General features: G+C 36.9%; 12 protein-coding genes. 10 read left to right on the plus strand and 2 right to left on the minus strand.

The features are described from left to right. The first annotated feature begins 82 nt into the window (after window positions 1-82). The 5 genes from A8B35_RS13280 to A8B35_RS13300 all read left to right on the plus strand — a co-directional run bounded on the left by A8B35_RS13280 (window position 83) and on the right by A8B35_RS13300 (window position 8,148). A complete protein-coding gene (locus A8B35_RS13280; protein WP_068473362.1) occupies window positions 83-1,675 on the plus strand; it encodes a DUF2339 domain-containing protein in 1,593 nt (530 codons plus the stop codon). A gap of 98 nt (window positions 1,676-1,773) precedes the next feature. Further along, window positions 1,774-3,012 carry an MFS transporter gene (locus A8B35_RS13285; RefSeq protein WP_068473365.1) on the plus strand — a complete coding sequence of 413 codons (1,239 nt, stop codon included), beginning with the start codon at window positions 1,774-1,776 and terminating at the stop codon, window positions 3,010-3,012. A 15-nt stretch (window positions 3,013-3,027) separates the two neighbouring features. After that, on the plus strand, window positions 3,028-5,709 hold the full coding sequence (locus A8B35_RS13290) for an AMP-binding protein (RefSeq protein ID WP_068473368.1): 2,682 nt from the start codon (window positions 3,028-3,030) through the stop codon (window positions 5,707-5,709). Window positions 5,710-6,402: 693 nt separating this feature from the next. Beyond that, a complete protein-coding gene (locus A8B35_RS13295; protein WP_068473371.1) occupies window positions 6,403-7,437 on the plus strand; it encodes a hypothetical protein in 1,035 nt (344 codons plus the stop codon). A 246-nt stretch (window positions 7,438-7,683) separates the two neighbouring features. After that, the gene (locus tag A8B35_RS13300; RefSeq protein ID WP_068473374.1) at window positions 7,684-8,148 is read left to right on the plus strand and encodes a hypothetical protein; all 465 of its coding nucleotides are present in this window, start codon (window positions 7,684-7,686) and stop codon (window positions 8,146-8,148) included. A gap of 100 nt (window positions 8,149-8,248) precedes the next feature. Here A8B35_RS13300 and A8B35_RS13305 read toward each other — a convergent pair whose 3' ends face one another. Next, on the minus strand, window positions 8,249-9,748 hold the full coding sequence (locus tag A8B35_RS13305) for a DUF1254 domain-containing protein (RefSeq protein ID WP_068473377.1): 1,500 nt from the start codon (window positions 9,746-9,748) through the stop codon (window positions 8,249-8,251). 743 nt (window positions 9,749-10,491) lie between these two features. On the opposite strand from A8B35_RS13305, the gene A8B35_RS13310 reads away from it, so the two are divergent. The 5 genes from A8B35_RS13310 (at window position 10,492) to A8B35_RS13330 (ending at window position 17,779) form a co-directional block, all read left to right on the plus strand. Continuing rightward, window positions 10,492-11,322 (plus strand): mechanosensitive ion channel family protein, encoded by an 831-nt coding sequence (locus A8B35_RS13310; protein ID WP_068473380.1) that lies wholly within the window; start codon window positions 10,492-10,494, stop codon window positions 11,320-11,322. Window positions 11,323-11,964: 642 nt separating this feature from the next. Further along, window positions 11,965-12,999 (plus strand): hypothetical protein, encoded by a 1,035-nt coding sequence (locus A8B35_RS13315; RefSeq protein WP_068473383.1) that lies wholly within the window; start codon window positions 11,965-11,967, stop codon window positions 12,997-12,999. Next, window positions 12,996-15,278, plus strand: a complete 2,283-nt coding sequence (locus A8B35_RS13320) for a hypothetical protein (RefSeq protein WP_068473386.1) — start codon at window positions 12,996-12,998, stop codon at window positions 15,276-15,278. The genes A8B35_RS13315 and A8B35_RS13320 overlap by 4 nt, the downstream gene beginning before the upstream one ends. Before the next feature lie 197 nt (window positions 15,279-15,475). Further along, entirely contained in the window at window positions 15,476-16,480 is a 1,005-nt protein-coding gene (locus tag A8B35_RS13325) for a GntR family transcriptional regulator (RefSeq protein WP_068473389.1), read from the plus strand. A gap of 249 nt (window positions 16,481-16,729) precedes the next feature. After that, window positions 16,730-17,779, plus strand: coding sequence for a UDP-glucose--hexose-1-phosphate uridylyltransferase (locus tag A8B35_RS13330; RefSeq protein ID WP_068473392.1), 1,050 nt, complete (start codon window positions 16,730-16,732; stop codon window positions 17,777-17,779). A gap of 64 nt (window positions 17,780-17,843) precedes the next feature. Here the strand turns inward: A8B35_RS13330 and A8B35_RS13335 are convergent, their stop codons facing one another. Beyond that, window positions 17,844-19,535 carry an alpha-amylase family glycosyl hydrolase gene (locus tag A8B35_RS13335; protein ID WP_068473395.1) on the minus strand — a complete coding sequence of 564 codons (1,692 nt, stop codon included), beginning with the start codon at window positions 19,533-19,535 and terminating at the stop codon, window positions 17,844-17,846. Window positions 19,536-19,624: the final 89 nt, after the last annotated feature.

Raw genomic sequence — 19,624 nt, forward strand, 5'->3', positions numbered from 1 at the left:
TAAAGTTGGTTTGTGCTTAGCCTTGATTACAGTGTATGTTTGTATCGAAATAATAAACATTCAAAACCGAAATTTTAATATTATGAACGAGTTAATTAAGAAACACTGGATTACAGCATTGGGAATTTTATTCTTATTCTCATCTTTTGCTTATTTCTTAAAAATGGCCTTCGATAATGGATGGTTTCCACCAGAAATTAGAATTTTAGCAGGCTTTGCAATGGGAACAACACTCTTGTTTTTTGGCTATCACTTTTATCATAAAAAGAACTTATACCTAAGTCAGATTTTATCGGGTACAGGTATGAGCGCTATTTATGCCACCTTCTCCTATGTGGCTTTTGCCGATGGCATTCACTGGCCTTACAATATTACCTTTATTTCAATATTGGCATTAACCGTATCAACCACATATGTAAGCTACTACTATAACTTAAGAGGCTTAATGTTTATAAGTATGATGGGCGGCTTGTTATCGCCAATATTTATGAAGGCTCAAGCCAATAACGATTTATTGTTGTTTGCTTATGTGTTTATTTTAAATGTAGGTGCGCTTTATATGAGTATCTCAAAAAAGTGGCCCGAGTTACGCGCCATGTCATTTGTATTAACGGTAGCCATTTATACCAGTTATTACATCTGTTTTGATCCTGATTTTTGGATGCGTCCATTTTTTTACGCGGCAACTTTATTTGTGAGTTATATGGTGGGTTCTATTTATGCATCGTACCGCGAAAAGGATTGTTTTAGTGGTTGGAATTTATATCTAAGCCTAATTAACGCCATGTTATTTATATTCTGGTCCATTTATATTTTAGATAGTTTTAGTATTTCGTTCACTGTGCCTTTAATGGTTGTGGGTTTCACATTTTTATTGGTTGCTGCTGTTATATTTTATTTAACTGAAAAACGAATATTTCCATCGGCTTTATACGTGGGTTTTTGTTTAATACTATTTGCCATGTCTGCCTCAAACATAAAGCCCTTTGGTTTTCAGGGATTAGAATATGTAATAGCCACACTACTTTGGTTATTAATTACTGTAGCTACTTATACTGTGGCCATTTATACCAAAACTAAGTCTTTAGTAAAGGTAAGTTACGGAGCTTGGTTTTTATTAATTGCGTATTGGGTTAGCAATGCATGGGATGTGCAATGGATAGAATTATTCGGCATTAAATACCTACCGTTTTTAAATGCAGGTGCACTTACGTGGATGTTGTTAGCAGCTTTTGGATTTTACATCAGCAAAAAGGAGCAAGCTAAGGATAAAAGCTTGAGCGTGATTTTGGCTATTATTTCTAATGTAATTGTGGGCGGATTGTTTGCGGTTCAGATTAATAATTTATGGTTGGCCTACGATATTGCATCGCTAAGTAAATCTATTGTATTATCGTGTACCTACATTGTTTATGCACTGTTTATTTTTCTTTGGGGATCTTATATTAAAGAAATTGCTTACAGAATAATGGGATCCATTGTAATTATAGCAACCTCGGTAAAAGTGTTTTTCTGGGATTTATCTGGCGAAGCTAATATTAGTAAGATGCTATTTTTAATGTTAATAGGAGTGCTTACTTTGGGTATTGCCTATATCAATAATCAATGGTTCAATAAACAATCGCGCAATATTGCAGTTAACACTGAGGATGCTGACGGTGATGTAATAGAATAAACAAAAAGTAGGATTCGTTATGTCAACCCCATAAATCACATATATTTGCAAAGCTCCCCATTAAAAAAGTTATTGGGGAGTGTATAAAATAGAAGGTTATGAAAACAAGAAAAACATTTTGGCTCCCTTTATTTATTACCAATTTTTTAGGAGTTCTAAACGATAATTATCTCAAGTACTTGGTGTTTTTCATCAGTACCACATGGATAATGAAAGATAGTGAGTCGATTGTTATTATGTTGGCCTCGGCACTATTTGTAATTCCGTATATATTGTTTTCGCCCATTGCGGGTAAGCTGGCGCGCGATTATTCTAAAGCCAAAATAATACAACGTGCCAAGCTGGCTGAAATTCCTATTATGGTAATTGCCTCGGCGGGTTTTATATTCGAAAGCATTATCGTAACCATGTTTGCCATATTTTTAATGGGACTGCAAAGTGCCTTATTTTCACCTGCAAAGTACGGTATCATACGCGATATTGGGGGTAAAGAAGGAATATCGTACGGAACGGGCGCCATGGAAATGCTCACTTTTATGGGTGTTTTAATTGGAACATATGTAGCCGGTGTTTCTTCAGATATTAGCAAGAGCGAAAGTTTGGGTACTTATCAATTACCAATAGTTTGCAGTGCTTTAATTGGCTTTGCTGTAATAGGATGGTTGTTGAGTTTAAAAATTCATCCTCAAGAGAGCACTCCAGAAGAGGAAGACGATACTTCGTTAAATCCGATAATATTTCTGGTGCGTTCATACAAATGGAGCAAGCAGGTAAAAGGTTTAAATGTGGTAATCATGTCCTTGGCTACATTTTGGGCCATAGGTTCATTGTTGCAAATGAATATTACAGTGCATTGTCGTAATGTATTAGAGTTATCAGATACCGCAACAAGTTCTATAATGGCTTCGGTAGCAATTGGAATAGGTTTAGGGTGTTATCTCACTGGCGTGATTATGAACAAAGGCATCAAGATGTACTTGGTTCCCATTGGAGGCTTGGGTATGCTCATTTGCGTATCCCTAATATTTGTATTGAATCCTTCTACCACACTTTTTACCATACTAATTATACTCACGGCTTTTTTTGCCGGAGTTTTTAAAATTCCGCTAAATGCCTTTATACAGGATAGGGTAAAAGGACGAATGCTAGGCTTAATATTGGCCTATAATAACCTAATGCTATTCACATTTATTTTGTTATCGGCAGGTATTTTTGGCGTGGTAGAAACCGCAGCAAGTTCAATAGGGGTTTTTGCCGCAGTGGCCATAATAACCTTAATAGCAACACTGGCAGCTTGGATAAGAATACCAGGCGCCATGAAATCAAAACAATTGTAAATTTTAATATTGGTTATGAAACAACATCATCCTATAGTTATAAAGTTTGCTCAGTTATTTTCTGTATTGGTTCGTTTTATTCTCAGTGCGCGTTACCGAGTAAGCATTAAAAATGCATCCTTACTAAAAGGGAGAATAGCAAGGGTTATATTGCCCAATCATCAGGCTATAATGGACCCCGTTATTTTGTTTGCCAATTTGTACAAATATACCTCGGCAGTGCCGGTGGTTACCTCGTCGTATTACGATATGCCGGTGGTAAAATCAATATTTAAAACTTGGGGAGCGGTGCGAGTGAGCGATTTAGAATCGGGCAGCAGAAATACAAAGGTGCTCGATCAAATTACCGATGGCATCAATAAGAGTTTAGATTTAAATAATAATGTGGTTCTTTATCCTGCCGGACAGTTAGCCGGACAAGGGTACGAGCGTATTTTAAATAAACAAAGTGCTTTTAAAGTAATTGGCAACATGCCCGATGATGCACAAGTATTAGCGGTTCGCATATCTGGTTTATGGGGTAGTCGTTGGTCGAAGGCATGGACAGGTAAATCGCCTAATTTTGGTAGTATGCTATTAAAGTGCTTGGGCCTGCTATTGGCTAGTTTGTTGTTCTTTTTACCAAGGCGTAAAGTCAGTATTGAGATTATTGATGTTACAAAAGAGGCTAAGGCAAAGAGTAAATTAGATAAAAAAGCTTTTAATGAATACCTAGAAAGCGTTTATAACCAAAATGGCGAAGAGCAGGTAAAGTATGTGAAGTATCATTGCTTGGCTCCTAAGCTTAAAAAACAATTGCCCGATACTATTGTAGGCTCGGTAAAGTTTGCCAAGCAAGAGATGGTAAGCGGTAAGCACGATATACCCGACGAAGTATTTAAAAAAGTACAGCACATATTACATCAGATATTAGAAGGGCTTACTGAGATTAAGAAGAGTGACTTTCTTCAAATAGATTTAGGGGCCGATTCCTTAAATATTGTGGAAATTATTGATGCCATTGAAAATGAGTTTGAGAGTTTTTCACCTCCTCAAATTATTGAGGTAAAAACGGTAAGCGATTTATGCTTGGTGGCCATGGGACAGTTTAAAACCGATACGGATTTAAAGCCCACCAAATTGTACCACAATGTAAGTGAGGTAAAGAGATTGGCAATTAATGAAGATCAGAATATATTACAACAGTTCATCAAATCGTTTACCACCCATAAAAAAGATCCGTTTTGTTACGATGCCATGTTGGGTTCAACAGATAAAAAGACCTTCTTTTTAAAGACCTGTGTGGTATCTGAATTACTAAAAAAGGAAGTAAAAGAGCAGCATGTGGGCATAATGCTACCTGCTTTGCAAAGTACCACAATGCTTATTGCTGCTTGTTATTTGGCCGGTAAAATTCCGGTAATGCTTAACTGGACGGTGGGCAAAAAAATACTACAACATTGTATTGATACGGCAGGTGTAAAAACCATATTATCGGCAGGTGCTTTTATTAGCAAAATAGAAGAGCAGTTGCCTGATGATTTAAAGGAGAAGATTATCCTGCTTGAGAAAAAAGTACCCGAATTAAGTACGATCACTAAATTAAAAGGAGCCTTAAAGGCTACCTTTCCTGGGGTATTTATATCGGCAAAGCGCATACCCGATGAAGCGGTTATTTTATTTACTTCGGGTAGCGATGCCTTACCCAAAGCAGTTCCCTTAACGCACCGTAATATTGTAAGTGATTTGGCCAGTGTGTTTAAAATTATAAACCTCGATAACAATCAAAGTTTCCTGTCGTTTTTACCGCCATTTCATAGTTTCGGATTCTCAGTATTGAGTATTTTACCCCTCTTAACAGGAGCTAAAGTGGCTTATACGCCTAACCCAACAGACTCAAGGGAGGTATTGCGAATAATGAAGCATGTTAAAGCCAATATATTGGTGGGCACGCCAAGCTTTTTAAAACTATTATTATCCGAAGGATCGGCATACGAATTTAAATCGGTACAATATGCCGTGTCGGGAGCCGAGGCCATGCCCGAAAGTTTAAAACTTCAGTTTGAAGCCCTCACACAAAATGGTATTATACTCGAAGGTTATGGAATTACCGAGTGTGCGCCAGTGCTAACTATTAATCCGCAGAGTAAACAAAAACTGAATAGTGTGGGCAAATTTTTGCCCGATGTTACCGGATTGGTGCTTGATGTAGAAACGCATGAGCCACTAAAAGCAAACGAGGCAGGAATGATTTATGCCAAGGGCCCCAATGTATTTGATGGCTATTTAAATCAGCCCGAACTAAAGCCCTTTGAAGAAATAAATGGCGAGCGCTATTATAAAACGGGCGATTTAGGTTATATAGATGAGGAGGGTTATTTGTTTATCACCGGAAGGTTAAAGCGATTTATAAAAATTGCTGGCGAAATGATTAGTCTGCCTTTTATTGAGAAAATATTATTACAGAAATACGGTAGCAGCGATGCACAAGTTTTAGCCGTTGAAGGAAGCGACAAAGTTAAACCGGCCCGCATTGCCTTGTTCGCAAAAAATGATATCGATTTAAACGAAGCCAATGCCTATCTGCTACAAAATGGAGTAGCGCCCATTGCTAAACTCAAAGAGCTAATTGCCATTGACGAAATACCTGTGTTAGGAACAGGCAAAACCGATTATAAAGTATTGAAGGCTATTCTAGAGAAGGATTTAGTCAACTAAAAAACCGCTGTATCCCGCTAGGGGACTGCACAAAACCCTAGGGGACGATGAAAAACTCTAGGGGAGCAGCTCAATAAGCTAGGTGGCAGAATAATCTTCTAGTAGCTTTGCGTAATTGTTTTCGGGGGCGACCCAAACCTTTAGTAGTTTGTTGTCATTTGCCTGGGGGACTGCATATAACTCTCGCTGACGATATGAATACGCTAGGGGAGCAGTTGAATATATTAGGGGACGCTAAAAACTTCCAGTAGCTTGGTATCATCCACTTAGAGGATGGCTTAAACCTGTAGTAGTTTGGTGTTGATTATCTGGGGGAAGTATCAGAAAAATTATCAGAACAAAGTTATTGGATAGTTAACACTTGATAGCTGCTTATGCGCAGCACAGTGAGTTGATGTGAGAATGCGAATAATTGGATAAAACTTTTTTAATGCAGCCTGCTTGAAGCTTCCGAAACTTTGTTCTATATTCGTTCGCGAGTTCCGTAAATTACACTTAATCTGAAGGAGATACATGCTGTATGGCGTTGCCAATTGCATTCAAAGTTTAATTGAGAAATAAGTAGAACTAAGTTACAAAAGGATAAAAAATATTAGCCAACCGTAAGTTCGTCAGTCAGCATATAGCATAAGACCGCAACCTTCAATGTTCGCTAACACCCTAATATATCTAAACATTAAAATAAACTTAAACATGAGATCGAAATTAACACTATTGCTACTATCAATTTTTATTGTAATCGTAAACTTGAATGTACATGGCAAGGCCGAAACAGACGACAATGCCGAACTATTGGGATTGCCAGGAGATAACCTAGACCTCTATGCCACGCTCGACTTATTTCAAGAATCTAAAACTATTGAGGAGTTTGAAGCATCGTTAAACGAAGAAAAAACAGGAATTAATAATTTGGATTTAAATCTGGATGGAAATGTGGACTTTATAAAAGTAGTTACACAACAAGAAGGAGATGATTTTGTATTTGTACTTCAGGTGGATATTCTTGAGGAAGAAGTACAGGATGTTGCCGTAATTTTGGTTTCAAAAGACAAAGAAGAAAAGGTGTCTATTCAAATGGTGGGCGATGAGGAACTCTATGGCAAGGATTATATTATAGAACCTAAGCTAGAAGCTCCTGCAATTACTGCTAATCCGGCCTACTCAGGGCCTGACACTGTTGTGGTAAAAAGTGAACCAGCTACCGTTGTGGTTGTTGAATCAGAACCTATTATACATTACGTATATTCTCCAATGTATAGCCCATATTATTGTCCTTATTACTATGGGTACTATCCGCCATATTATCATCCATACCCAGTAATTTCTATCAATATTTACTTTGGTAGAAATCGTCATCACCGAAACCATTACTATGGAGGACACCGCGGAGGTAATACAGTGGTGATTAATAATAACAATACCTACAATAATTATAGCAAAACCAGAAAGACATCCAATACGGTTAATAATAATAAGAAGGAAGGGAATTATAATCGAAATGATGTATCTAAAAAGGCACCTTCAAATGTTGAGAACAATAATAAGGTAAACAACCAAATATCTACCCCCAACACTAAAGAAAATATTCAGAAGAGTAATGTAAAGGAGAACAAGACTAAGGTACCAACCAATAAGTCTAATGCTGTGCCAACTTCAATGCCCGCGAGTAAACCGAGTGCAAAACCAGCATCTGTACCAAAAGGTAAGGGAAAAGTAAGAAGGAGATAGAAAAGTGTTGCAGTTACAATGCATTATAGAATTTGCTGGGCGGATTCGATTTGAAGTTCAATGACTGCCAAATCATTTCCGCCACGGCTTTTAGTCATGATTTATTAGGCACGCGGAATGAAAGTGAATTAAGGCGGATAATTAAAACGGCTGAAGCTGATCAATAAAAATGATATTACAATCATTATTGTAGATAGTAACTTATCGCTGCTCTTGATATTTTAACCTTAACAAACAATTATAGAAATGAATTTTTCAAATGTTACAAATGGCATTCTACAGTATATTGATACTTGGGAACAAAAATTAATTGATTTACCAGTTGATACGATTTCAAATAAGAGAAATACACAAAACAGAACTATCAAACAGATTCTTGGACATCTGATTGATTCTGCTTCAAACAATCATCAGCGCATGGTTCGTTTACAGTATATCGATAAACTAGAATTTCCAGATTATCAGCAGGATAATGACTTATGGATTGCCATACAAGATTATCAAAATGCAGATTGGAACACAACAATTCAGATGTGGAAGTATTATAATTTGCACATTATTCAGGTGATAAAATCCGTAGATCAAACAAAACTGAATAGTTCGTGGCAAAGCTTTGAGGATTTTACTGTAACGCTTCGTCAAATGATTGAGGGATACTTAGGACATATTGAGCTGCATTTCAATGAGATTCAGGATTTGATTGATAAGTAGACCCACCCTTCAGAACACTCCCTTGTACAACAAAGCCCCGATAGCAAACTATCGAGGCTTTGTAATGCATTATTAAGCAGGTGCGAAAATCCAATCTGAATTATTCTACTAGTTCAGCATCCGACGGATACCATTCGCCATCAAACCATGCTTCTAGCGGACCGTAAAGTCTGAATATCGTATTCCAACCCTTGTTAGGGTTTGTTTGTATCCAATTATTTTTCATTCCTTTCGGAGCCTTAGGACCAATAAAAATATCCCACGATCCATCTTTGTTTTGTTTCAAACCTTTTTTGTTGTTATCAATACCAGGGAACTGCTGATCTGTTTGTAACATCGATCTGGTTTGGTTATCGTATATGGTAAACGACCAAAAATCTTTCATCGGGGGATTAGCCGGAATATGAAATTTGTAGGTTTTACTACCATCAAAGGTATTTCCCTCTTTATCAGAGTAGGCAATTGCATATTGCGAGCCCTTTCCAATTATCTTCATCGACATTGCAGGCGTTATTCCCGTAGCGTAAAAGTGAAAAGCACTTCGGGCATCCAATAATTTGGCTCCACCATGTTCAAACAAATAACTTTTATAAGCCAGCGGATTGAGCCATTGCGTACCCTCAAACTTATATAAGTATTCACTTCGTGGTTTAGCCATTTGTGTTCTAACAATGGCGCTACCAATTTTAGCCGCTTCGTCTAAAATGTTTTGCATACGTGCATCAGGCTTAAACTCTTGTCCTTTTACAATACCAATAGCAGCAAGCGTTCCTAAAATTTCAGAACTTTCGCCAAAGCTAGGTTCCGACTGAATAACCGCATTTATTTCGTTATAAATCTCGCTATCCATTCTATGAATGGTATTGAATTCTTTTCCCGATACATTTACAAAATTCATCTCCGGAGGATTGTTCTTTTTTGATAGTGGATAAATCTTAAAAGTCTCTTTGGTTGCGTTAACAGCTGGCATTGGGTCGCCATCCTTCTGAAAGCCTCTCCAAATAACCCAGTGTCCATAGGTATTTGCTTGCTTCACAAAATAACCATCCGGCACCTCACCTTTGTAGTTTGGAGGTAGTATTAAAAACTTACCCCCCTTAGCTTTATCCGGTCCCAAACGACCGAAATCGGCAACATATTTAAAATAATGATCATCAATAATTCCTAATACATCAGGCGGAGTTTCAATCACCATTGGTTCGTCGCCAAGCTCTAACCACGATGTCATGTATACCGAAGTAGTGTTGGCCGTTAGAAACAGAGTTTTTGAATCCATCAGCTCCTCAAATATCAATGCAGTTTCATTGGCTTTACCCATCGAAAGAATCCCACGTTTCATAGCCTCCATCGATGCAATATGAATCCCTTTAGTATAGGCATCTACCGCATTTATTAAATCAATATAATCATAAACTTTTTCAGTAGTTTCAGGCAGCGGAACCCCATCCGTAAATTTTAATTCACCAAGATGTTCTGATTCAATCGTGTTCGCATTCTCAATACCAACAGGTATTGTTGTGGACATTTTCATTTTCTGCGCATAAGCATTGTAGCCTATGCCAACACACAATAACAAAAGTGCAATTGCTTTATTTCTCATGGATTTTAATAATTGAAGGTTAATACTCTATACATAACACTCCTATGTATTAAAAGGTTGTACTGACTAACTTAGTATAGAATTTACTCTTTTAAGATTAGGGCGTTCCCCTGGGTTCGTTATAACAATACCTAAAGCATAAATTTGCTCGGGGCGTGCTTTCCGTTCATACTCCTCGCTGCGCTGTGGGGTATCCACTACAATCACTAACGCACAGAAGTAAATTACCTACGAACCTGCTCAATTTAATAGTTCTAGTTTTTCACTTTCTCAGCAAATCCTTTTGTTGCAAGCTATTCTTAGGTAATAATGGCAAAAATGGCTTATTCGAGAATACAAACCGGGAATAATTGAAAAAGTAAGATTACTCTGTCTCATCGGGTTTTTGAAAAATATGCCAAGAGGAATGTTTAATATAGATACAAAACTAGTAAAACAAAACATTTTTTCATCGTTCAAATTAGTACAATTTTGTGTGTAATTTATGGGCCATAACGAAAGTGGATAGATAAAAAATGGAGACTAGGTGAAGTAGAATTAGTGAAATAATAAAGGATCATAAAAAACAATGGGAGCATTGCTTCCCTTAGTTTTTTTAGGGTCATTATTCCCCAGTATTCAGCATTTGCTTAATGACTACAAAAGTAGATTTGAAACTCTTTTTGCTGCTTGAATTTATAAATTGGTGCGTATTAAATAAATCCATAACTTGAAGAGTATGTTTAACAATAAAATCATGTATTATGGAAAAATACGAAAATCTAATTGAAAAGGCTTACGAAGTAATATTGACAAAAGGACCAAAAGTTTTGCTGGCTTTAGTAGTATTAATTGTCGGATTGTGGATAATTAATCGTTTAACAAAAGTGGCCAAAAATTTAATGATAAATCAAAAGGTTGATGTGTCTTTAGTTGGCTTTGTATCAAGTTTAGTAAACATTGGGCTAAAAGTACTTTTACTAGTAAGCGTGGCCGATATGATTGGAATTCAAACCACCTCTTTTATTGCGGTATTGGGTGCCGCAGGTTTGGCCATTGGATTAGCGCTTCAAGGCACATTGGCTAATTTTGCAGGTGGTGTTATGATATTAATTTTTAAACCCTATAAAGTAGGTGACTTAATACAAGCACAAGGATTATTGGGTTCAGTTAAGGAGATTCATATTTTTGTCACCGTTTTATTATCTCCCGAGAGTAAAACCATCATTATTCCGAACGGAGCCATTTCTAATGGTGATATTACCAATTATACCACAGAGGGTAAAATAAGGGTAGATATGACATTTGGGATATCCTATGAATCGAATATTAAAAAAGCCAAGGATATTTTGTTAGAGATAATGAGTAGTCATGATAAGGTGCTTAAAGATCCAGCTCCTTTTGTGGGAGTTAGCGAGTTGGCAGATAGTTCGGTTAATTTAGCGGTGCGTCCTCATGCAAAGCCTCAAGACTATTGGGAAGTTTATTTTGATATTTATGAAAAAGGAAAAATTGCACTCGATGAAGGTGGTATTACTATTCCATTCCCTCAAGTAGATGTTCACCTAGATAAAAATGAATTAATAGCCAAGTAATTAACTTTCTTAGAGATAAAACTGCTAATATGAGTCAAGCTATTTTAGGATGGCTCATATATATCAAAGACCAGTTCAAGGAACTGGTAAAGAGTTAATAAAACTTACAATTGGGGAGTAGAAAACAAATATGTAAATCTGATTAAATACTGAATCAAATGATACAGCCTTGTTTTCCACTCCCACTTATTTTTTAGTTATTCTTTTACAGTAGGATGTTTTTTTATTCATTGGAGCTTCCCACCAATTACTTTGTGGACGCTTACTATCCCATAAATCAAAATTATGTTGAATTTCGGCTTTCTTTTTTGGTGATACTTTAGATAAATCCGTACTTTCAAACTGATCCGTCTCCCTATCAAAAAGGTAAGATTCATAAGGGTCATAGACTAACTTCCATTTGCCTTGTCAAACAATAAGAGTAACATCAATAGTATAATAATGATTGATAATTTAGAGCAAGGATATTTGGTCATAGGCATTCAAAACGGTAAAATACCCGAGAACCCTATTGTATCGTTATTTTTAGAAAATGACTCAACTCATCCTTACATCCCTATTATATGGACTAGAAACTACCTTAATTAGCAATCAAAACGGTACTTTTGTATTTCGTAAACAGATTACTGATTTGCCATAAAAATGAAGAATACAATAAAGCAGTACTTTAAGTTATTAAGTTATAGTTTATTATTTATTGTGCTTGGGGTTTCGTGCCAGCAAAACACCGAACCACAAATTGCCTTTTACCATTGGAAAGCCAATGCCGAACATTCTGCAGAGGTGGATGCTGCCATGAAACAGTCGGCCAGCGATAGGGTGTACCTACATTATTTCGATATTGATGTGGCTAAATCAAGTCCAACAGAAGGCGATAAATTTGAACCCGTTTATTTAATTAACAAGGTTGATTCTGCCTACCAAAATTACAATATTATACCCGTTATATTTATTGTAAACCAAGTAATACGAGAGTTAAAGAACGAGGATGTTCAAACACTTAGTGAGCGTATTACACAGCTTGTAAACGAAATTAGCACGCATCACTTCAATGCGCCCATTAAGCACTTGCAAATCGATTGCGATTGGACGGCAGCAACACGCCATCAATATTTTGCCCTACTAGAATTGTTAAAGCAGCATTTTGATGTGAGTGTAACCATACGTTTGCACCAAGTAAAGTATCCCGATAGAACAGGAGTGCCCCCAGTAAAGTCGGGAGCCTTAATGTTATACAATATGGGCGATCTACGTAATTTTACCGAGAATTCCATATTAGAATCAAACATAGTGGCCGATTATATTAATACAAATAGCACTTATCCGCTTCAATTAGATTTGGCCTTACCACTCTTCTCGCAGACTGTATTGAAAAGTAATTCGGGCAAAATCAATCTAGTAAAAGATTGCAATCGCACCTTATTTGAGAGCCAAAAGCAACAATTTAAGCAGCTCAGTAAACACGTATTCGAGGTGCAAAAAGACACTTTATTCAGCGGCTTTTATCTGCGCAAAGGCAATCAAATTAAGTTGGAAGAAAGCACCGAAGCCGAAATCATAAAATCCTATCAGATTATTAAAAGCAGTCAGCTCCCCGTTAACGAGATTATCTTCTATCACCTAGATAGTACTACTTTAAGCAATATTAACTTTAAAAGTATTTTACAACAATTATGAGAAAGTTATTTACCATATTTTGCCTTAATGTTATCATTATAAACCAGCTGCTGGCTTGCGGTGGCGGTTGGTCAGAGAGTTACTTTTGTTATCATTTATTCAATCAGGAATTAATGGCCGACGAAAGCTATTTTCCATTTCTAGAGCAGGATTCATATGCCAGTTGGGGCTATCAATATGCCAATTCGCCCATAAAGGCCAATGTAAAATTATGGCAGCAAAGTTTAGATACCTGGTCGGTGGCTGATATTCATACCGCTTTAACCACCGATACCAGTGCAGTATTCGAGGGTTTATGGAAAAACAAGAATTCGGCTTACGAGCAAAAGGCTTACACTTACATGTCGCTTGCACGTGAGTGTTCCGAGGCCTACAAAAGCCGTACTTACAATCCTTGGCGCTATCGTGCAGATGATGAAGCACCACAAACGGATTTTAACGAACTTAGTGCGCGAACCATGTTGTTGTATAGTCAAGAAACCGACGCTACGCTTAAGTTGCGCTATGCCTATCAGGTGATCCGTAACTTTCATTACGCTAAGCAATACGACGAGGCCGTTGCCTTTTTTAATGCCGAGGTGCGAGATAATAAAGTGAAGAACGAGATATATTATTACATACTCGATCAGGTAGCGGGCTGTTATTACTCTTTAAACGATTACGAGCAAGCGGCCTATTACTTTATCCAGGTATTCAACAACAGTGTTGATAGGCGAACTTCGGCATATAGTAGTTACCGATTTTGTACCCGAAATGGGAGCGAGGGTAAGTCTTTGTTTATAACCCCCGACGATGAGGCGGCCTATATCACCTTAAAAGCCATTCAGGCCTATTCGAGCGATTACGAGTACCTCGATGAAATGCTAAAAGCCGATACACAAAATAAAAAGCTTGAGTTACTTTTTGTGCGAAGCATATATCAGTTAGAGCGTAACTCGTATAAACGTAAGATCGGACTTAAGTCCGAAACTTTGCTTTACCGTAATGATGAGGAGAGTCGACCTGATTTAGAGAAGTTATTGAGTATTTCTGATCAAATGCTTCAATTAAGTGCCAACAATCGCAAGGATTTTTGGTACCTCTGCAACTCCTATCTTCAATTTATAAATGGCAATATTTCTGTGGCCAACGCGCAATTGGCAAAAGTGTCAGCTGCCTCTGAATACGCCCAACAAGTATCAGAACTCAAGCAAATTTATACGGTACTAGATTGGGATAAAATAGATGCAATACACGAAACCTGTCTTAAAGAGATAACGGGAGATCAGCTACATGGAGGCGAGTTGCTATCCTTTATTAAGGAATACATTGGTCATTTGTATTATAAGCAAGGTGATATTGCCAAATCGTTTTTGGTTCACAATCGCTTGGATAATTTAAAAGATATTTCGTCCATCGATTTATTAAACAATATGGATGATTTTTTGCAGAAATCTGATAAAACGCCTTTCGAAAAGCTCTTGCTTAAAAATGCCTCAAGCAAGGCAGGTATAGAGAATCAATTGGCCGAAGTGAGTCATTTTAAAGGTTTGTATTACCTGAATCATGGCGACCCTGTTCAAGCTAAAGCGCACTTCGATGCAAAATCTACACAAGCATTTATATCTGCCAAGGTTTTTAGCAATAACATTAAGGAGTGTTTTTATTGCGATGATGATTTAATGGAAGATGAAGTGTATAAAGCCTCGTGTTTTTCGTTTATAGAGCCTGAGTTTACCTTTTACGATTTAAGCGATAACCTGATAAAGCTCGATTCTTTAACCCATGATCCGGCTATCTGGAAACAAAAACTAGCTTATTATCTGTTGGGCAATTATTATTTTAATGTTTCTAACACGGGTTATTATCGAGGTTTACAAAAGCAATATAGAAACGCATACTATAATAATGGCATCAAAAACAGTAAGGATTTAGATTTATCAAGTCCCAATAAGGTTGGTTATAACCTCGATGGTTTCAGTTTCGGGAGCAATAAGCGAATATACTATGCCTTGGCCGATACAGCCAATAATTATTACAACAAGGTGATTGATTTATCCACCGATAAGGAACTCAATGCCCGTTGTTCCTACTTAATGGCCAAATGCGAACTCAATCATCTTTACAATAACAACCAATCGCGTTCCTATGGTTATGGCTATTACGATGGCGCACTCAACAATGAAACAAGCGACTATAAAAAAGGCTTTAAACGCTTGAAAGACGATTATGCCGATACTCAATTTTACGACAGAATTATAAAAGAATGTAGTTTCTTTAATTACTATACTACACAATAGATTACACCCATTATAGTATAAAAATCACAAGCCTAATTCTTTGTTGGATTAGGCTTTGTGATGTTTAGTTTTTGCTGTTTTATAGCTGTAGAAGTCTTTTTCTAGAAGCTTTCTTTTCAAATCTTGTCAGCCTTACTATTCACATATTACTATTATTTGTTTTACATTTGCAACTAGTATGTACTGGTAGGTAAAATATGGTTAAAAAGATAATAAAGATTACTTCAGAGCACTCGCAGGCAAAGTATCGTCAGATAATACAATCGGTAATAAATGCCATTGGCGAAGGGCTTTTAACAAAGGGAGATAAGGTTCCATCCATTAACGAAATAGCCAACGAGTATAATTTATCTCGCGATACGGTTATGCTAGCGTTTAACGAACTAAAAGCACGTGGTATTCTGGGAGCAGTGCCAGGTAAAGGCTACTTTGTTGAGAGTGCCAACATCAGTATTGAAAAAAAAGTATTGCTATTGTTTGATGAGTTAAACTCGTTTAAAGAAGAGTTGTATAATGCTTTTATCGAGAATTTGCCCGATGACACGCAGGTAGATATTTACTTTCATCACTTTGATTCTAATGTATTTACATCTTTAATAAAAGAGCGCGTAGGTAAATATTCAGCTTACGTTATAATGCCTGCAAACTTAACCAATATACTACCCGTAATTCAGCTATTACCAAAAGATAAAGTTTATGTAATTGATAGAAAATTGGATGAGCTTCAGGGGTATCCAGTAATTTATCAGTCGTTTGATGAGGATATGTATTGTGGCTTAGAGGCCGGATCAGAAATCCTTCAAAAATACCAGAAACTAATATTAGTATATCCGGGAGGTAAGGAGCCTAAAGGCTTTTTAACTGGCTTTGGTCGATTCTGTGCCGATTATAATTTCCCGCATGAGGTTTACGATCAGCTAAAAGACAAACCCATAAACAAAGGCGATGTATTTATTTTACCTAACGATAGAATGTTGATTCGCCTGGTAAAACGATGTTGGGAGCAAAAGTTTGCCATAGGAACTGATGTAGGTATCATCTCAATTAATGAATCAGCCCTAAAAGAAGTGGTGGCAAATGGTATTTCAACCATTTCAACAGATTTTAAGTTAATGGGAAAAACCCTAGCTGATTTTGTTGAGAATAATAAATCGGGCGAAGTGAAAAATGTTTCACGATTTATGCAACGTTTATCCTTATAAATTATAATTTCCTCAGTAATTACGAATTCAGTTTTGGGCTGATAATCATACATCCTCTAATTTAGTGTTTGTACTAAAACAGAATGTTTATAAACAAAGTATCTTATTGTGTGAAAACTTTCTACTTTAAAAAAAATATGTACTTTTGCCTACCAGTACCTACCAGTTAATTATTGAGGGTATGATTTAGGTATTTTACAATATTTAGATAAAATAAGAAGAAAGAAAATTACTAAATGAATTAATGATATGGCAAAGTTTAATATGGAGGATCATCCTCATAGAAGATTAAATGTATTGACAGGAGAGTGGGTTTTATGTTCTCCACACCGTGCTAAAAGACCTTGGCAAGGACAAGTTGAAAAACTTAACGTAGCTAAGTTACCAGAGTATGATGATAAGTGTTACTTATGTCCGGGTAACGAACGTATTGGTGGCCATATGAACCCAAAATATACAGAGCCATTTGTATTTGTAAACGATTTTTCTGCTTTATTAAACGATACTCCAGAAGGAGGCGAGCAAAGTGAAGATGGTTTATTCCAATCGAAAAGTGAAAGTGGTATTTGTAAAGTAATTTGTTTTTCTCCACGTCACGATTTAACTATTCCAGAAATGGAAGTTTCAGAGATTAAAAAAGTAGTTGATCTTTGGGCTAATGAGTATAAAGAAATTGGTTCAAACGACTTTGTGAAGTTTGTGCAGATTTTTGAAAATAAAGGAAGCGTAATGGGATGTAGTAATCCACATCCACACGGTCAAATTTGGTCGTCGAGCTCAATTCCAAACGAGCCTGCTAAAGAGCAAGAGCGTATGTTGGAGTATTACAACAAAAACGGTAGAAGCTTGTTAGGTGATTACGTTAAAGCTGAGTTAGATAAAAAAGATAGAGTTCTTTTTGAGAACGAGCATTTTGTAGGTATTGTTCCTTATTGGGCAGTTTGGCCATTTGAGGCTATGATTGTTAGTAAGCGTCATGTAACTAACCTTACAGAATTAACAGAAGAAGAAAAAGAGGCATTTGCAGCAGCTTACAAAGAGTTAACTGTGATGTACGATAACCTTTTTGAGGTATCATTCCCTTATTCGGCAGGATTGCACCAAGCACCTACCGATGGCGAAGAGCATCCAGAGTGGCACTTGCATATGCACTTTTATCCACCATTGTTGCGTTCAGCTACAGTGAAGAAGTTTATGGTAGGATATGAAATGTTGGGTAATCCTCAGCGTGACATTACTGCTGAAACTAGCGCCCAAAGGCTTAGAGACCTTCCAAAGGTACATTATAAGCAAAAGTAGTTTTTTGGTTTTAGAATGAAGAGCTTGTTTTGGTAGACAAGCTCTTTTTTTGCTTTATATTCTGTTAACTCAATTCGTAAATCCTTCCTGAGTAAGGTTTTAGGCGTAACCCAGCTCCATTGGTAATGGCTACTTCTTGTGGGAAACTAATAATGTTTTCGCCACCTAATAGGTCAATACCTTTAAAATACTTTTTACTTTCCATACCCATGCTGAAAAAGGCATGTGCTGGTATTTTAACTCTACACTTTAATTTTTCATCAGAAAAGTTTACCACTATTAAAAGTATCTTTCCCTTAAAATAGCGCAGAAAGGCAAATATTTTATCCCCATCAAAACTCGGGTTATCCTCGTTATACCACATCAAATCGTATAACTGACCCTGAGTAATTGCTTCGTGGTTTTTTATGGTATTTATGAAATGAATATGCCAGGCACGTAAATCAGCGGCTGCATCACTTAATAACCCGCCATCAAACTTTTTATCATTCACCCAGTTTTGGAATTGCTCCACACCCCAATAATCGAATATTGTGGTTCTTCCATCTTCGCCACTAAAGCCCTCTTTATCCATGCCGGCTTCTCCAAGCTCCTGACCAAAATAAAGCATTAATGGGTTGGTGTACATACAACCAGATACTATCATTGCAGGAATTCCTTTTTTAGCATCACCAGCAAAAAACGGAGAAGCAATGCGTTGTTCATCATGATTTTCAAGAAAGAACAACATGTGTTGTTGAATACCTGTTACCGAATCCCATGCTTTAGTAATACTGTTTGGTTTAGCATGGCCTTGCATAACGGCCTTTAAACTATCATAAACCCCAACCTTATCGTATAAAAAGTCGAATCCACCATGTGTAATAAATTGGCGGTAAAGGTCGGGATTGTATACTTCTGCAATAAAGATAATATGCGGATATTTATCTTTTACTTTCGGAATTACCCAATGCCAAAATTCAACGGGAACCATTTCGGCCATATCGCATCTAAAGCCATCCACTTTTTTATTGGCCCAGAAAAGCAAAATTTCGAGCATGCGTTCCCAAGTGTTTGGTATTGGCTCAAAGTGTTTGCTATTGCCATTAAAAATATCAACGCCGTAATTCAGTTTAATCGTTTCGTACCAGTCGTTAATAGTTGGCTTGTTGCTCATGCAATCATTGCCAGTTACCTTGGCCGGTTTTTCTATATAATGTTCGTGTTCGTTTATACTACTAATTGGACTACTAAAAGGTTCTGTTGGTAAATAGTAGAAGTTATTGTTGGCATTAAAGTTAGTATCCGTATTGTCTGCCTCTCCAAACTCTTTAGTGTCTTTGGGTTTGGCATCTGAATTATATTGGCGTGCTAAATGGTTGGGTACAAAATCAATAATTGTTTTTAAGCCAGACTCCTGTGTGCGACTTATTAAGGCCTCAAATTCCTGCATTCTATTGGGTACATCTTCTGCTAAATCGGGGTTTATATCATAATAATCTTTAATAGCGTAGGGCGATCCTGCTTTACCTTTTACAACTTCGGGGAAATCTTTACTAATACCAAAGCGGCTATAATCAGTCTGAAGCGCATGTTCAATCACGCCAGTGTACCATATATGGGTAGTACCAAGTTGTTTGATTTCTTCTAATGCTTTTGGGGTGAAATCGTTTAATTTGCCGCAGCCATTTTCTTCATACGAACCATTAAACTTTCTAGTTCTATTGGTGTTTCCAAACAAACGAGGTAGTACTTGGTAAATAATAATTTTTGTCATGCAGATTTTATTTACATCATTATACAATAGGTAATTATTTGCGTTTTAGCTAAAACAAGTACCCTAAATAAAGTGTATGCTCAAAGGAA

Source organism: Saccharicrinis aurantiacus, assembly GCF_001660705.2.
GTDB classification, from domain to species: Bacteria; Bacteroidota; Bacteroidia; order Bacteroidales; family Marinilabiliaceae; genus Saccharicrinis; species Saccharicrinis aurantiacus.

What these genes read in the sequence shown, in the direction of transcription:
- A8B35_RS13280 (WP_068473362.1), top strand. Translation starts at nt 83, where the DNA reads ATGAACGAGTTAATTAAGAAACACTGGATTACAGCATTGGGAATTTTA.
- A8B35_RS13285 (WP_068473365.1), top strand. Translation starts at nt 1,774, where the DNA reads ATGAAAACAAGAAAAACATTTTGGCTCCCTTTATTTATTACCAATTTT.
- A8B35_RS13290 (WP_068473368.1), top strand. Translation starts at nt 3,028, where the DNA reads ATGAAACAACATCATCCTATAGTTATAAAGTTTGCTCAGTTATTTTCT.
- A8B35_RS13295 (WP_068473371.1), top strand. Translation starts at nt 6,403, where the DNA reads ATGAGATCGAAATTAACACTATTGCTACTATCAATTTTTATTGTAATC.
- A8B35_RS13300 (WP_068473374.1), top strand. Translation starts at nt 7,684, where the DNA reads ATGAATTTTTCAAATGTTACAAATGGCATTCTACAGTATATTGATACT.
- A8B35_RS13305 (WP_068473377.1), bottom strand. Translation starts at nt 9,748, where the DNA reads ATGAGAAATAAAGCAATTGCACTTTTGTTATTGTGTGTTGGCATAGGC.
- A8B35_RS13310 (WP_068473380.1), top strand. Translation starts at nt 10,492, where the DNA reads ATGGAAAAATACGAAAATCTAATTGAAAAGGCTTACGAAGTAATATTG.
- A8B35_RS13315 (WP_068473383.1), top strand. Translation starts at nt 11,965, where the DNA reads ATGAAGAATACAATAAAGCAGTACTTTAAGTTATTAAGTTATAGTTTA.
- A8B35_RS13320 (WP_068473386.1), top strand. Translation starts at nt 12,996, where the DNA reads ATGAGAAAGTTATTTACCATATTTTGCCTTAATGTTATCATTATAAAC.
- A8B35_RS13325 (WP_068473389.1), top strand. Translation starts at nt 15,476, where the DNA reads ATGGTTAAAAAGATAATAAAGATTACTTCAGAGCACTCGCAGGCAAAG.
- A8B35_RS13330 (WP_068473392.1), top strand. Translation starts at nt 16,730, where the DNA reads ATGGCAAAGTTTAATATGGAGGATCATCCTCATAGAAGATTAAATGTA.
- A8B35_RS13335 (WP_068473395.1), bottom strand. Translation starts at nt 19,535, where the DNA reads ATGACAAAAATTATTATTTACCAAGTACTACCTCGTTTGTTTGGAAAC.